The sequence below is a fragment of the Amycolatopsis sp. NPDC021455 genome, from assembly GCF_040640995.1.
Classification (GTDB): Bacteria; Actinomycetota; Actinomycetes; order Mycobacteriales; family Pseudonocardiaceae; genus Amycolatopsis.
Map to the genome: position 1 here is coordinate 1 of NZ_JBFACT010000035.1, position 13,470 is coordinate 13,470.

13 protein-coding genes are annotated in these 13,470 nt (G+C 72.5%); 10 read left to right on the plus strand and 3 right to left on the minus strand.

Annotation, left to right across the window (positions count from 1 at the left end):
• Nucleotides 1-107: 107 nt before the first annotated feature.
• Nucleotides 108-1,709, minus strand: coding sequence for a sialidase family protein (locus AB0G28_RS30505; RefSeq protein WP_361096612.1), 1,602 nt, complete (start codon nucleotides 1,707-1,709; stop codon nucleotides 108-110).
• A 281-nt stretch (nucleotides 1,710-1,990) separates the two neighbouring features.
• Here AB0G28_RS30505 and AB0G28_RS30510 point away from each other — a divergent pair, with 281 nt between their 5' ends.
• The 9 genes from AB0G28_RS30510 to AB0G28_RS30550 all read left to right on the plus strand — a co-directional run bounded on the left by AB0G28_RS30510 (nucleotide 1,991) and on the right by AB0G28_RS30550 (nucleotide 11,819).
• Complete coding sequence (locus tag AB0G28_RS30510; RefSeq protein ID WP_361096615.1) at nucleotides 1,991-3,463, plus strand: aldehyde dehydrogenase family protein; 1,473 nt, start codon at nucleotides 1,991-1,993, stop codon at nucleotides 3,461-3,463.
• Nucleotides 3,464-3,482: 19 nt separating this feature from the next.
• Nucleotides 3,483-4,586, plus strand: a complete 1,104-nt coding sequence (locus AB0G28_RS30515; RefSeq protein WP_361096618.1) for an NAD(P)-dependent alcohol dehydrogenase — start codon at nucleotides 3,483-3,485, stop codon at nucleotides 4,584-4,586.
• A gap of 11 nt (nucleotides 4,587-4,597) precedes the next feature.
• Complete coding sequence (locus tag AB0G28_RS30520) at nucleotides 4,598-6,124, plus strand: long-chain fatty acid--CoA ligase (RefSeq protein ID WP_361096621.1); 1,527 nt, start codon at nucleotides 4,598-4,600, stop codon at nucleotides 6,122-6,124.
• Nucleotides 6,121-6,897, plus strand: a complete 777-nt coding sequence (locus AB0G28_RS30525; RefSeq protein ID WP_361096624.1) for a crotonase/enoyl-CoA hydratase family protein — start codon at nucleotides 6,121-6,123, stop codon at nucleotides 6,895-6,897. The genes AB0G28_RS30520 and AB0G28_RS30525 overlap by 4 nt, the downstream gene beginning before the upstream one ends.
• Nucleotides 6,894-8,825: an acetoacetate--CoA ligase gene (locus AB0G28_RS30530; RefSeq protein WP_361096627.1), complete on the plus strand. Its 1,932-nt coding sequence runs from the start codon at nucleotides 6,894-6,896 to the stop codon at nucleotides 8,823-8,825. The genes AB0G28_RS30525 and AB0G28_RS30530 overlap by 4 nt, the downstream gene beginning before the upstream one ends.
• Nucleotides 8,822-9,808, plus strand: a complete 987-nt coding sequence (locus AB0G28_RS30535; protein ID WP_361096630.1) for a 3-hydroxyacyl-CoA dehydrogenase NAD-binding domain-containing protein — start codon at nucleotides 8,822-8,824, stop codon at nucleotides 9,806-9,808. Before AB0G28_RS30530 ends, AB0G28_RS30535 begins: the two co-directional genes overlap by 4 nt.
• Nucleotides 9,809-9,821: 13 nt before the next feature.
• Nucleotides 9,822-10,688 carry a 4-hydroxyphenyl-beta-ketoacyl-CoA hydrolase gene (gene couO, locus AB0G28_RS30540; protein WP_361096633.1) on the plus strand — a complete coding sequence of 289 codons (867 nt, stop codon included), beginning with the start codon at nucleotides 9,822-9,824 and terminating at the stop codon, nucleotides 10,686-10,688.
• Between the two features lie 63 nt (nucleotides 10,689-10,751).
• Nucleotides 10,752-10,970, plus strand: a complete 219-nt coding sequence (locus tag AB0G28_RS30545; protein WP_361096636.1) for a DUF2188 domain-containing protein — start codon at nucleotides 10,752-10,754, stop codon at nucleotides 10,968-10,970.
• Nucleotides 10,971-11,081: 111 nt separating this feature from the next.
• Nucleotides 11,082-11,819, plus strand: coding sequence for a hypothetical protein (locus AB0G28_RS30550; protein WP_361096639.1), 738 nt, complete (start codon nucleotides 11,082-11,084; stop codon nucleotides 11,817-11,819).
• A 64-nt stretch (nucleotides 11,820-11,883) separates the two neighbouring features.
• Here the strand turns inward: AB0G28_RS30550 and AB0G28_RS30555 are convergent, their stop codons facing one another.
• Together AB0G28_RS30555 and AB0G28_RS30560 are read right to left on the minus strand one after the other, a co-directional pair.
• A complete protein-coding gene (locus AB0G28_RS30555) occupies nucleotides 11,884-12,615 on the minus strand; it encodes an ATP-binding protein (RefSeq protein WP_361096642.1) in 732 nt (243 codons plus the stop codon).
• 85 nt (nucleotides 12,616-12,700) lie between these two features.
• Entirely contained in the window at nucleotides 12,701-12,859 is a 159-nt protein-coding gene (locus AB0G28_RS30560) for a hypothetical protein (RefSeq protein ID WP_361096645.1), read from the minus strand.
• Nucleotides 12,860-13,009: 150 nt separating this feature from the next.
• Here AB0G28_RS30560 and AB0G28_RS30565 point away from each other — a divergent pair, with 150 nt between their 5' ends.
• Nucleotides 13,010-13,456 carry a DUF4383 domain-containing protein gene (locus AB0G28_RS30565; protein ID WP_361096851.1) on the plus strand — a complete coding sequence of 149 codons (447 nt, stop codon included), beginning with the start codon at nucleotides 13,010-13,012 and terminating at the stop codon, nucleotides 13,454-13,456.
• The last annotated feature ends 14 nt before the right edge of the window (nucleotides 13,457-13,470 follow it).

Sequence of the window (13,470 nt, forward strand, 5' to 3'; positions counted from 1 at the left end):
GGACCGACTGGAACGACCGCCCGACGCCGCTGTTGCCGGTGGTGGGGCAGAACGTCGCGTCCTGGGTGAACGCACCCAACGCCACATTGGGGCGTTTGGGGCCCGTGCTAGCCGGCGTGGTCGGCGAAGATGTCCGACACTCCGCTCGTGGCCACCGGCAGTGCCATGCCGAAGTACGCGTTGAACGTCGGCCCGGTTCCGGCGAGACCCGAATAGTCGCCGAGGAAGTAGCCGCCGGCGTCCGGTGCGGTGGTGTAGTCGAACGACGCCGTGGTGAGCCTCGTCTGCCCGTTGACGGCCCAGTTCGCCGGGTTGCCGCAGTCGCTCGTGGCGGCGTGGCAGTGGGCGATGAACGCGTCGGTGAGCCCGGGCCGGGACGCGGTCGCGTTCTGCAGGTCGTAGTAGGTCAGGCCGATCGTGCCGTCGGCGGTGGCGTGGATCTGCGGCACGAACGCGGGCGTGTCACCCGGCGACTGGTCGACGCGGATGGTCGGGCCCCACGTCAGCCCGCCGTCGGCGGACTGGGCGAACGCGATCTTCGACGCGCCCGTGGCACTGAACCGGGAGTCCTGCCAGACCGCGTACACGTGACCGTTGACCGGGTTGACGGCGAACTCGGGCAGCTCGTCGCTGGAGCGGACCGGGTGCCCGGCGATCGCCACCGAGGCCACCTGCTGGGTGTCGATGCCGATGGCGCCGGACCACGTCGTCCCGCCGTCGGTGGACCGGATCACCGCCGCGGTCGACGTCGACGACCCGCGGCAGTGCTGCCCGCCGTGGGTGTACGGGCAGGCCCCGCCCTTGTTGGTGATCAGGTCGAAGCCGTCGATCAGCACGCCCCGGCCCGGGCCGGTCGTGGGCACGACGATCTGGTTGCCGATCGTCTGGTCGTTCTGCCCGGGGTCGAAGACGATCCGGCCGGTGCTCCAGGTCCGTCCCTTGTCGGTGGTGCGGGAGAAGTAGGTCGGGCCGCGGTAGGTGAATGCGTGGTTGTACGCGCTCGGGTTGGCGTTGGTCTGCGGCGAGACAAGCTGGTCCCACACCGCGTACGCGCGGTCGGCGAGCAGCGGGTCGGCGGTCACCGACTCCTTGTCGTTGAGCACCTGGGTCGAGGTGTCCAGCCGCGCGGTGACCGGGGTTTCCCAGTGGTCGCCGCCGTCGAGCGAGCGGCTGATGAGGATCGCGCTGGCCCCGCCGAAGGCCGGGCCGTCGGCGTTGAACGAGTCCGCGATCGAGTACACGACCCGGCCGTCGGCGGAGAAGCTGACCCACGGGTCGGTGGTGCGCTGGAAGTACCCGGGCGAGCCGGGCGTGGCCCCCGCGCAGATGCTGAACGCCGGCTGCGCGGCGGCCGGGGCCCAGGTCGCCCCGCCGTCGCGCGAGACGACGTCGGTCAGCCCGTTGGACCCGCCGTCGTTCCAGCGGTCCTGCTGCACCGAGCCGACCAGGTGGTTCGGGTCCGCCGGGTCGGCGGCGACGTACGGCTCGACCTCCGAGGCGGGGTAGTTGACGCTGCCGCGCGCCTGCTGCTGGGCGACGAGCGCGGCACACGCCGCCCCGCCGCCCAGCGGGTGGTCGGGCACCCGGACCGGCACCCCGGCGGAGAAGGTGGTGGCGACGGCGACCCCGGCGCCGGCCAGCAGGGCGAACACCGCGGCGCCGGGCGGCAGCGAGCGGCGGGCGAACCGCGGGAAGATCTTCGCGTTCACAAGCGACCTCTTTTCCGACACGCCCGGCGGGCCGCGCGGAAAGGACACGGCCTCTTCCAGGGCACGCTGGAGTCGACGCTCCGCTCGCGGCCGTTACGCGACCCGCCCGCCGAGGGTGAGAAATCCGCTATGCCGGTGAAAAACTCGGCCATCCACAGTGGATTCGGTTAACGCTCGGCCGAAACCGGCGGCCCCTTGACAGGACCCGGGTCCCGCCGCATCCTGGCTCATCTCAGGGTTCCTGATATATACTCTCGCTCAGCTCAGTGAGGAGTCGGACGATGACGGCAGTGGAAGAGCGGCCGGGCACCCGGCCACGCCCGGACGTCGAGCCGGGCCGGTTGTTCATCGGCGGCCGGTGGACCGAGACCGCGGACCGCTTCGACGCCGTGGACCCCGCCACCGGGCGGACCCTCACCTCGCTGGCCCGCGCGTCGGCCGCCGACGTGGACGCCGCGGTGGCGGCGGCCCGGCAGGCCTTCGACGGCTGGGCCGCGACACCGGGCCGGGAGCGGGCGCGGGTGCTGCACCGGGCCGCCGACCTCGTGCGGCAGCGCGCGGACGAGATCGCCGCGGTCGAGAGCGCCGACGTCGGCAAGCCGATCTCGCTGTGCCGGGTGGTCGACGTCGAGACCGTCGCCGAACAGTACGAGTACTACTCGGCCCTGGCCCAGGGCGTAGACGGCGCGACGCGGCAGATCCCCATCCCGTCGCACGCCTACACGCGCCGCGAACCGCTCGGGGTGGTCGCCGCGATCACGCCGTTCAACTTCCCGCTGATCCTGTCCACCTCGAAGATCGCGCCCGCGCTCGCCGCCGGCAACGCCGTGGTGCACAAGCCGGCCGAGGACACCTCCCTCAGCGCGCTGCTGATGGCGGAGCTCCTCTCCGAAGCCGGCGTGCCCGACGGCGTGCTCAACGTGGTCACCGGCTTCGGCTCGGAGATCGGGGAAACCCTGCTGAGCCACCCCGGGGTCGACAAGGTCGCGTTCACCGGCTCCACCGCGGTCGGGCGGCACGCCGCGAGCATCGCCGGGCAGCACCTCAAGCCGGTCACCCTGGAGCTGGGCGGCAACGGGGCGCACATCGTGTTCGAGGACGCCGACGTCGAGCAGGCGGTCGCCGCGGTGATCAAGGCGTTCGTCTTCAACACCGGCCAGTTCTGCATGGCCGGGCCCCGGCTGCTGGTCGCCGACGCGCTGTACGACACGGTCCTGGGCGCGCTCGCCGAAGCCGTGCCGCACGTGCCGGTCGGCGACCCGTTCGACCCCGCGACGGTGGTCGGCCCGATGGCGGGCGAACGGCACCGGGCGAAGGTGGAGCAGTACGTCGAACAGGCCCTGGCCGACGGCGGCCGGATCGTCGCCGGCGGTGGCCGGGGTGACTTCGAAGGCGGGTTCTTCTTCCAGCCGACGGTGATCGCGGACCTGCCGGCGACCTCGCGCGTGATCCAGGAGGAGATCTTCGGTCCCGTGCTGACGGTTCAGCGCTTCACCACCGAAGACGAGGCGATCGCCCTGGCCAACGGCACGCCCTACGGCCTCGCGGCCGGGCTGCAGACCACGAACCTCGCCCGCGCGCACCGCGTTGCCGCGCGGCTGGAAGCCGGGATCGTCTGGGTCAACGACTGGGCGATGCTCGACCCCGCGATCCCCTTCGGCGGCGTCAAGGACTCCGGCTTCGGCCGCGAGTACGGCCCCGAATCGCTCGACGCCTATACGCGCACCAAGTCCGTCGTCATCTCCCTCGCCTGAGCCCACCCAGGAGAAGCCCATGCCCACCACCACAGCGGCCGTCGTGGAGTCCGCCGGCGCCGGGTTCACCCTCGGCGAAGTCGCGCTCGACGAGCTGCGCGACGACGAGGTCCGCGTCCGGATCGTCGCCACCGGCGTGTGCCACACCGACCTCGGCGTCGCCGCCGGCGCCCTGCCCTTCCCGCTGCCCGGCGTGCTCGGCCACGAAGGCGCCGGGATCGTCGAGGAGACCGGCGCCGCGGTCACGCGCGTCGCGCCCGGCGACCGGGTCCTGCTCAGCTACACCTCCTGCGGCGGCTGCGCGAACTGCCGGGACGGCCACCCCGCCTACTGCGAAACCTGGCTGCCGGCCAACCTGATCGGCGGGCGGCGCCCGGACGGCACGTCCCCGATCTCCCGCGGCGGCACCCCGCTCGGCGGGCACTTCTTCGGCCAGTCCAGCTTCGCCGGGCACGCCGTCGCCGACGAACGCAGCGTCGTCAAGGTCCCCGCCGACGCGCCGCTGGACCTGCTGGCCCCGCTCGGCTGCGGCATCATGACCGGCGCCGGCGCGGTGTGGAACGTCCTGGCCCCGCGGCCGGGCGCCACGCTGCTGGTCACCGGCGCCGGCGCGGTCGGCCTGTCCGCCGTCATGGCCGCGCGCCTGACGCCGTCGACGCGGATCATCGCCGTGGACCGGGTGCCCCGCCGGCTCGAACTGGCCCGGGAGCTGGGCGCGACCGACACGATCGACACCTCCGGCGAGGACCTGGCCGAGACGGTCGGCAAGCTGACCGGCGGCCGCGGCGTCGACGGCGTCGTGGAGACCACCGGGAACGCCGACGTCCTGCGGACGGCGATCGGCACGCTCGCCGCGCGTGGCACCGCGGTCGTCGTCGGCGCCCCCGCGTTCGGCACGGAGGTGGGCGTGGACGTCAACTTCCTGCTGCCCGGCCGGCACGTCGTGGGGCTCACGATGGGCGACGCCGAAACCCAGGCCCTGGTGCCGACGCTGGCCGACCTGGTCGCCGCGGGCCGGTTCCCGCTCGAAAAGCTGGTCACCCACTACGAGTTCGGGCAGATTCAAGAGGCAGTCGACGACATGCTCTCCGGCAAGACGATCAAACCGGTGCTCCGCTTGTGAAAGAGGCAGCTGTGAACCTCCCCGATTTCGGCCTCGGCAGCTGGCCCGCCCGCCGGGCGCGGATCAACCCGGCCCGCACCGCGCTCGTGCAGGCGGACCGGACCCTGACCTACGCCGGGCTCGCCGACCGGGTCGACCGCCTCGCGGGCGCGTTGACCCGGCTCGGTGTCAAGCCCGGTGACCGGGTGGCCTACCTCGGCGTCAACGACATCACCGTGTTCGAGACGCTCTTCGCCACCGCGCGGTGCGGCGCCATCTTCGTCCCGCTCAACTACCGGCTCTCCCCCACCGAGATCCGGTACATGCTCGACGACAGCGGCGCCTCGGTCCTGGTGCACAGCGCCGACACCGCGGACCTCGTCGCGGCGGCCGGTGCGCTGCCGGACGGCGTGGTCATCGCGACCGAGGGGGACTTCGAGGCGGAGATCGCCGAGGCCGGACCGGTGCCGGACGTCGCGGTGCGGCTGGAAGATCCGTGCCTGCTGCTCTACACCTCCGGCACCACCGGGCGGCCGAAGGCGGCGGTCCTCACCCACGGCAACCTCACCTGGAACACCGTCAACCAGCTGGCGCACCTGGACGTCCTGGGCACCGACAAGGCGCTGTGCATCGCGCCGCTGTTCCACTGCGTCGGGCTCGGCCAGATCACGCTGCCGACGCTGTTCAAGGGCGGCAGCGTCGAGCCGGTCGCGAAGTTCGACCCGGGCACCATCCTCGCCCGGATCGGCGAAGCCGGGATCACGAGCTTCTCCGCGGTCCCCACGATGCTCGAGATGATGTGGCGGCACGAATCCTGGGACGACACCGACCTGAGCTCGCTGACCTGCGTGCTCTACGGCGGCTCGCCGGTGGCCGAACGCGTCGCGCAGGCGTGGCTCGACCGCGGCGTGAAGCTGCTGCAGGGCTACGGCATGACCGAGGCTTCGCCGGGCGTCTCGATGGCCACCCACGAAGGCACGCTCGACCACCCGGTCGCCGCCGGGGTGCCGCACTTCTTCACCGACGTGGCGGCCCTCGGCCCCGATCTCACGCCGCAGCCGCTCGGCGGGACTCCCGCCGAGCTGCTGGTGCGCGGCCCGCACGTCTTCGGTGGCTACTGGAACCGGCCCGAGGAGTCGCGAGCGAGCTTCGTCGACGACGGCTGGTTCCGCACCGGCGACGTCGTCCGCGTCGACGACGACGGCTGGGCCCACGTCGTCGACCGGGTCAAGGACATGATCATTTCCGGCGGCGAAAACGTCTATCCCGCCGAGGTGGAGGCGGTCGCCGTGCGGCTCGACGAGGTCGACGCCTGCGCCGTGGTGGGCGTGCCGGACGACCGCTGGGGCGAGGTCGGCGCCGCCTTCGTCGTGGTCCGGCCCGGTGCGGAGCTGGAGCCGGCGGCGTTCCGCGCGCACCTCGAACGGCACCTCGCGCGCTACAAGGTGCCGAAACACGTCCAGTTCACCGACGCCTTGCCCCGCAACGCCACCGGCAAGATCCGCCGCGTCGAACTGCGCACCGTCGCCGCCGAAACCTTCACGAACGGAACCGCATGACCACCCCACTGCTGCCTCCCTCGCTGCGTCTGGAGCTGCTCGGCGACATCGCCGTGCTGCGGCTGGCGCGCCCGGAGAAGCGCAACGCCCTCGACGACACGACCGTGCTCGGCCTGGAAACGTTCTTCGGCGCTCCGCCGCAGGGGATCAAGGCGGTCGTGCTCGACGCCGTGGGTGACCACTTCTCCGCCGGGCTCGACCTTTCCGAGCTCACCGAGCGCGACGCGTTCGAAGGCCTGGAGCACTCGATGATGTGGCACCGCGCCTTCGAGCGGCTCGAGCGCGGCCGCGTCCCGGTGGTCGCCGTGCTCAAGGGCGCGGTCGTCGGCGGCGGCCTGGAACTGGCGGCCGCCGCGCACATCCGCGTCGCCGAGCCGTCGGCGTTCTACGCGCTGCCGGAGGGCCAGCGCGGCCTGTTCGTCGGCGGCGGCGGGTCGGTGCGGGTGCCGCGGCTGATCGGCGCGCACCGGATGGCCGACATGATGCTCACCGGCCGCGTGCTCGACGCCGACGAAGGCCACGCCGCCGGGCTGTCGCACTACCGCGTCGAGAACGGCCTGGAGCACGCGCTCGAGCTGGCCCGCAAGATCGCGGGGAACTCCCCGATGACGAACTTCGCCGTCCTGCAGGCCCTGCCCCGCATCGCCGAGGCCAACCCGGCCGAGGGGTACCTGATGGAGGCGCTGATGGCCGCGGTCGCCGGCGGCAGCTCCGAGGCGAAGGAGCGAATGCAGGCGTTCCTCGAAAAGCGCGCGGGGAAGGTCGGCCGATGATCCTGCGCCCGGTCGCGCCCGACGTCCGCGAGACCACCGAGATCGGCCGGTACCTGAAGTGGCTCGGGGAACGCGGCCACGAGTTCGACGACTACGCGGGGTTGCACCGCTGGTCGGTGACCGACCTCGACGGCTTCTGGTCGTCGATCAAGGACTTCTTCGGCGTCCGCTGCCACACCCCGGCCACCGCGGTCGTGCCCGACCGGCGGATGCCGGGCACCGAATGGTTCCCCGGCGCGACCCTCAACTACGCCGAGCACGCCCTGGGCCACGGAGCCGACGACGACATCGCCGTCATCGCGTACTCCCAGACGCGGGACCGCACCGAGCTGACCTGGGGCGAGCTGCGCGATCAGGTCGCACGCGCCCGGGCGGGCCTGGCCCGGCTCGGGGTCGGGCGCGGCGACCGCGTCGTGGCGTACCTGCCCAACATCCCGGAAGCCGTGGTCGCCTACCTCGCGGTCGCGAGCCTGGGCGCGATCTGGGCCTCCTGCGCTCCCGAGTTCGGCGCGCGCTCGGTCGTCGACCGGTTCGGCCAGATCGAGCCGCGGGTGCTGCTGACGGTGGCCGGCTACCGCTACGGCGCCAAGGACGTCGACCGCCGCGCCGAGGTCGAAGCGATCCGCGCGGGCCTGCCGACCGTGGAGCACGTCGTCCACGTCCCCTACGGCGGCCACGAACTCACCGAGGTCCTCGGGTGGAGCGACCTGCTCGACGAGAGTGCGCCCGGCTTCGAGCCGGTCGGCTTCGCGCACCCGCTGTGCGTGCTGTTCTCCTCCGGCACCACGGGCAAGCCGAAGGCGATCGTGCACGGGCACGGCGGAATCCTGCTCGAGCACCTCAAGAACCACGGTCTCAGCTGGGACCTGCGACCCGGCGACCGGATCCTGTGGTTCTCCACCACCGCCTGGATGATGTGGAACGCGCTGGTGTCGGGACTGCTCACCGGCGCGTCGATCGTGCTGGTCGACGGCAACCCGCTGTACCCGGACCTGGCGTGGCAGTGGCGGCTGGCCGCCGAAACGCGGGCGACGCTCATGGGCGCGAGCCCGGGTTTCCTGATGGCGTGCCGGAAAGCGGGACTCGACCCGGCCGCCGAGTTCGACCTGTCCGCGCTGCGGCAGCTCGGCGCGGCGGGCAGCCCGCTGCCCGCCGAGGGCTTCCACTGGGTGCACGAGAAGTTCCCGGGTGTCCTGCTCAACGTCGGCAGCGGCGGCACCGACGTCTGCAGCGGGATCGTCCAGGGCAGCCCGCTGCAGCCGGTCCGGGCCGGCGAGATTTCCGGGCCCTGTCTCGGCGTCGACGCGAAGGCGTTCGACGAGCACGGCGCTCCGGTGGTCGGCGAACTCGGCGAGCTGGTCATCACCGCCCCGATGCCGTCGATGCCGGTGGGGTTCTGGGGCGACGACTCGGGTGAGCGCTACCGCGAGACGTACTTCTCGACCTACCCCGGGATCTGGCGCCACGGCGACTGGATCCGGTTCAGCCCCGAAGGCGGCTGCGTCATCGCAGGCCGCTCGGACGCCACCCTCAACCGCGGCGGCGTCCGGCTGGGCACCGCCGAGTTCTACGCCGTCGTCGAGGAGCTGCCCGAGATCGAGGACTCCCTGGTCGTGCACCTCGAAGACCCCACAGGCGGCAACGGCGACCTGCGCCTGTTCGTGGTGCTGCGGGAGGGCGCCGAACTCGACGACGCGGTGCGCGGCAAGATCGCGGCCGCCCTGCGCGGCTCGCTTTCGCCGCGGCACGTGCCTGACGCCATCACCGCCGTCCCCGCGATCCCCCGCAACCGCACCGGGAAGAAACTGGAGCTGCCGGTGAAGAAACTCCTGCGCGGCGCCCCGGTCGACGAGGTCGTCGGCCGGGACGTGCTGGCCGACGCCGCGTCGCTGGACACGTTCGTCGCGCTCGCCGGGGATCCGGCATGACCGTCCGGATCACGACGTCGCCGGCCGGCCGCGCGGCGGAACCCGGCCCGATCACCACCGTCGCGGTCGTCGGGACCGGCGTGATCGGGGCCGGCTGGGCCGCGTACTTCCTCGCCCGCGGCCTCGACGTCGTCGCCACCGACCCGGCACCCGGCGCCGAGGAGCGCCTCCGCGCCGAGGTCGCGGCGCACTGGCCCACGCTGGTCCGGCTCGGCCTCGCCGAAGGCGCCTCGCAGGATCGGCTGAGCTTCGCGACCGACGTCGGCTCAGCCGTGGCGGATGCGGATTTCGTGCAGGAGAACGGGCCCGAGCGCGAAGACGTCAAGCACCGCTTGTTCGCCGTGCTCGACGAGGCCGCGCGGCCGGAGGTGATCCTGGCGAGCAGCTCGTCGGGCCTGCTGCCGAGCGTCATCGCGCGCGGCTGCCCGAAGCACCCCGAGCGGGTGGTCGTCGGGCACCCGTTCAACCCGCCGCACGTGATCCCGCTCGTCGAAGTCGTTCCCGGCCGGGAAACCGCGCCCGAGGTCGTCGACCGCGCGATCGCGTTCTACACCGCCGTCGGCAAGCGGCCGATCCGGCTGAGCCGGGAGGTGCCCGGCCACGTCGCCAACCGGCTGCAGGCGGCGCTGTGGCAGGAGGCGTACTCCCTCGTCGACCGCGGCATCGCGACGGTCGCCGACATCGACGCCGCCATCTCGCACGGCCCCGGCCTGCGGTGGGCGGTGCTCGGCCCGTTCGCGAACCAGCACCTCTCCGGCGGCGCGGGCGGCCTGGCGCACGTCCTGCGCCACCTCGGGCCACCCACCGAAGAGTGGTGGCGCGACCTCGGCCGCGTCCACCTGACGCCGGAGCTCGCCGAAAAGCTCGTCGCCGGGATCGGCGCCGAGCTCGACGGCACCGACCACGACCGGCTCGTCGCCGCCCGCGACGCCGTCCTCGACCGCCTGCTGGCCGCCAAGGCCGCGCAGCCCGACCTGCCCTGACCTGGAGCTCTTCGTGGATCTTTCCTCCCTGACCGCCATCGACGTCCACACCCACGTCGAACAAGACGGCCACGGCTGTTTCGCCCTCGACCAGGAGCTCCTGGACGCGTCCGCGAAGTACTTCCGCGCCGGCCAGGACCGCACGCCGACGGTGACCGCGATCGCCGAGCACTACCGCGAACGGACCATGGCCGCCGTCGTCTTCACCGTCGACGCGCCGGCCGCGACCGGGCACCCCGCGCTGTCGAGCGAGGAGATCGCCGACGCGGCCGCCGAGCACGCCGACGTGCTGATCCCGTTCGGCTCGGTCGACCCGCACGCGGGCAAGGCGGCCGTGCTGCGCGCGCGGCGGCTGGTCACCGAGCACGGCGTGCGCGGGTTCAAGTTCCACCCGAGCCTGCAGGCGTTCGAGCCCAACGACGTCCGGTTCTACCCGCTCTACGAAGCGATCGCCGAGCTGGGCGTGCCGGCCCTGTTCCACACCGGGCAGACCGGCATCGGCGCGGGCCTGCCGGGCGGGCACGGCATCAAGCTGCGGTACTCGAACCCGATGCTGCTCGACGACGTCGCCGCGGACTTCCCGGCGCTGACGGTGATCCTGGCGCACCCGTCGGTGCCGTGGCAGGACGAAGCGATTTCGGTCGCGACGCACAAGGCGAACGTGTACATCGACCTGTCCGGCTGGTCGCCGAAGTACTTCCCGCCGCAGCTGGTCCGCGCGGCCAACACGCTGCTGAAGCGGAAGGTCCTGTTCGGCTCCGACTTCCCGGTGATCACCCCGGACCGCTGGCTCGCCGACTTCGCCGAGCTGGAGATCAAGGACGAGGTGCGGCCGCTGATCCTCAAGGACAACGCCGCCCGGGTCCTCGGGCTCGCCTGAGGTTTGTCCGATCCGTCCCCGGGCATCCGCCACCTTCGAGGTCTCACGATCGGAGGCGGCGTTGTGGCGGAGGGTGACGTGCACACCTACTACGAGGACGGGCTGTGGAAGAACCGGGTCGAAGGCGGCAGCCGGGCGTCCAACACCTCACCCCGGCGCGTCGACGCCGTACTGGCCGGACGGCAGATCGCGAAGAAGCGGCACGTCGGGCACGTGGTCCACACCCCGGACGGCGACGTCGAGACCGAACGCGACTACCGGCCCCGCCGGCCGGGGCGCTGAACTGCGGGGATGACGTGCGTCACGGCGGAGCACCGGCTGTAACGGACGCCCCGCACCGGCGATAGCCCGTTCGTGTCCGGGGATGCCCCGGCCTTCACGAACGGACTACCCATGCCTCGCCTGCACCTGGCCGCGCTGCTCACGGCCGGCACCCTCGTCCTCGCCTGCACCGCGTGCTCCGGCACGCCGAGCACGCCGGCGCCGGCCGCCGCCGGGACCACCTCCTCCGCCGTGTCCGCGCCGCCGGCCGCCCCGGCCCTCGACGCCGCCAAGGTCGGCACCGCCGTCACCGATGCCGCCAAGCAGGCCAAGGCCGTGCACGTCAAGGGCACCATGACGACGGAAGGCAGCACCGTCAACCTCGACCTGCAGCTCAACCAGGACAGCGCGAACGGCACGATCGTGAAGGACGGCCTCGAGATCCCCGTCCTCCGCATCGGGGACAAGTACTACTTCCGCTTCACCAGCTCACTGGTGAAGCAGGCCGGCGTCCCGGCCTCGGCCGCGAAGCAGCTCACCGGCAAGTGGGTCTCGTCCTCGGCGAAGATCGGCGCGGGCCTGGGCGAAGCCTTCAAGACGTTCCTCGACTACCAGGGCTTCACCGACGGCGTCCTCGGCGAGCTGGGGAAGTCGACCTTCACCGGCGGTGAGTCCACCACGCTGGCCGGCACGCCGGCGCTGAGCTTCAAGAGCTCGGACGGCACCGCGACCGTGGCCGCCACCGAACCGCATTACCTGCTGCGCATGTCGGACCCGAAGCAGGGGGCGATGGAGTTCGGCGACTGGAACAAGCCGACCACGATCAGCGCGCCCCCGGCGTCGGAGATGTACACCGGCCCCGGCGCCTGACCGCCAAAAGCCGTGAAGGCCTCCTTACCGGCTCTTATGACCGGTAAGGAGGCCTTCACGGACTTCATGCCCGGGCGAGTACCGCCCACACCGTCTTGCCGCCGGAGCCGGACCGGCTGCTGCCCCAGTTCTTCGCGACCTTCGTGACCATCCGCAGGCCGAGCCCGGTCTCGGCCAGGTCGAGCCCCTCGCGCAGCACCGCCGGGCGCGCGCTGTCGTCGGCGACCTCGACGGCCAGCATCCCGCGGCGCAGCTCCAGCCGCAGCCGGGGCGCCGAATCCGTGTGGCGGAGCACGTTTTCGACGAACTCGGTCGCGACGAGCTCGGCGTCCTCGGCCAGCTCGGGCACCATCCACTCCGCGCACATGCCGCGCACGAACCGGCGGGCGCGCGCCGAGGTGCGGGACGACCGGTCGAGCAGCCGCCCGCCCCGCCGGCGCGCCGGCGGGGTCAGCGCGGCTTCCGCCGTGTCGTGGTCGGGGTAGACGGGCACGCGATGCCCGGCCGCGGCCAGCGCCGCCCGCTGCTCCGGCCGTCCCGTCACGAGCGCGAAGGGAATCGCCGGCCACTGCCCGACCCGCAGGGCGACGAGGGCGAACACACTGGTCAGTGCCCGGTCGCGCAGCTCGAGGCGTTCGATGTCGACGAGCACGCCGTCCTCGGAATCCGTCGCGAACTCGAGCAGCCGGTCGCGCAGCCGCGGGTAGGTCGTCCGGTCGAGCACCCCGACGACCGCCGCTCTCGCCAGCGCGCCACGCCGCGGGACGAGCCACACCGAATGGTGCCGGGCGAGCACGGGACCACCTCCTTGGACTCCGGTGGACTTCGGTCGCCGATCGGATATCCGGTCCGGAACCCGTCAAACGCGACGCTTTCCCGGCTCACGAAGGCGGCATGCCCCCGCTGTCGGCGCCCTCTTCGTCGCTTTCGGGAGGCCGCGGATCCTGGTCGTGGAACGTCGGCTCGGTGTGCTCGCCGCCGATGTCGGCGTCGGCTTCCATGCTTTCCGCGGTCACCGGGTCGATTTCGGGAGTGCTCATCGCTTCCTCCGATCGGGCGAAACCCGGGCATACCCGGCGTCGCGGGCGCCGAAACGCGTTTGCCCGCCACGCCCCCGGGCATGCCGCCCCGGCGGGTCCCCCGGCCGAGGGGCCCGTCCACCCGAATCGGAGGAAGCGACCATGGCATCGATGGAGACCGAGGTCCGCCGGACCCCGCGCCAGCTTCTCGCCGCGATCGTGGGAGTGGTTTTCCTGCTGGTCGGCGTGCTGGGCTTCATCCCCGGCGTGACCACGCACTACGACATGCTCACCTGGGCTGGGCACCACTCCGGCGCCCTGCTCCTGGGCCTCTTCAATGTTTCGATCCTGCACAACATCGTCCACCTGGCCTTCGGCGTCGCCGGGGTCGCCCTGGCGCGGACCGCGAGCGGCGCCCGGGCCTTCCTCGTCGGCGGCGGCGTGATCTACCTCGTCCTGTGGCTCTACGGCCTGCTGATCGACCAGGGCAGCGCCGCCAACTTCGTCCCGGTGAACACCGCCGACAACTGGCTGCACTTCGGCCTGGGCGTCGGGATGATCGCGCTGGGCCTGATCCCGCTCGGCGCCACGCGGAGCCCCATCGCCGACTCGCGGTGACCCGGCGGCGGGCC

Excerpts from the sequence above, each read along its gene's own strand:
- AB0G28_RS30560 (WP_361096645.1), bottom strand. The coding sequence starts at position 12,859 with ATGAGCACTCCCGAAATCGACCCGGTGACCGCGGAAAGCATGGAAGCC.
- AB0G28_RS30535 (WP_361096630.1), top strand. The coding sequence starts at position 8,822 with ATGACCGTCCGGATCACGACGTCGCCGGCCGGCCGCGCGGCGGAACCC.
- AB0G28_RS30565 (WP_361096851.1), top strand. The coding sequence starts at position 13,010 with ATGGAGACCGAGGTCCGCCGGACCCCGCGCCAGCTTCTCGCCGCGATC.
- AB0G28_RS30510 (WP_361096615.1), top strand. The coding sequence starts at position 1,991 with ATGACGGCAGTGGAAGAGCGGCCGGGCACCCGGCCACGCCCGGACGTC.
- AB0G28_RS30530 (WP_361096627.1), top strand. The coding sequence starts at position 6,894 with ATGATCCTGCGCCCGGTCGCGCCCGACGTCCGCGAGACCACCGAGATC.
- AB0G28_RS30525 (WP_361096624.1), top strand. The coding sequence starts at position 6,121 with ATGACCACCCCACTGCTGCCTCCCTCGCTGCGTCTGGAGCTGCTCGGC.
- AB0G28_RS30550 (WP_361096639.1), top strand. The coding sequence starts at position 11,082 with ATGCCTCGCCTGCACCTGGCCGCGCTGCTCACGGCCGGCACCCTCGTC.
- AB0G28_RS30515 (WP_361096618.1), top strand. The coding sequence starts at position 3,483 with ATGCCCACCACCACAGCGGCCGTCGTGGAGTCCGCCGGCGCCGGGTTC.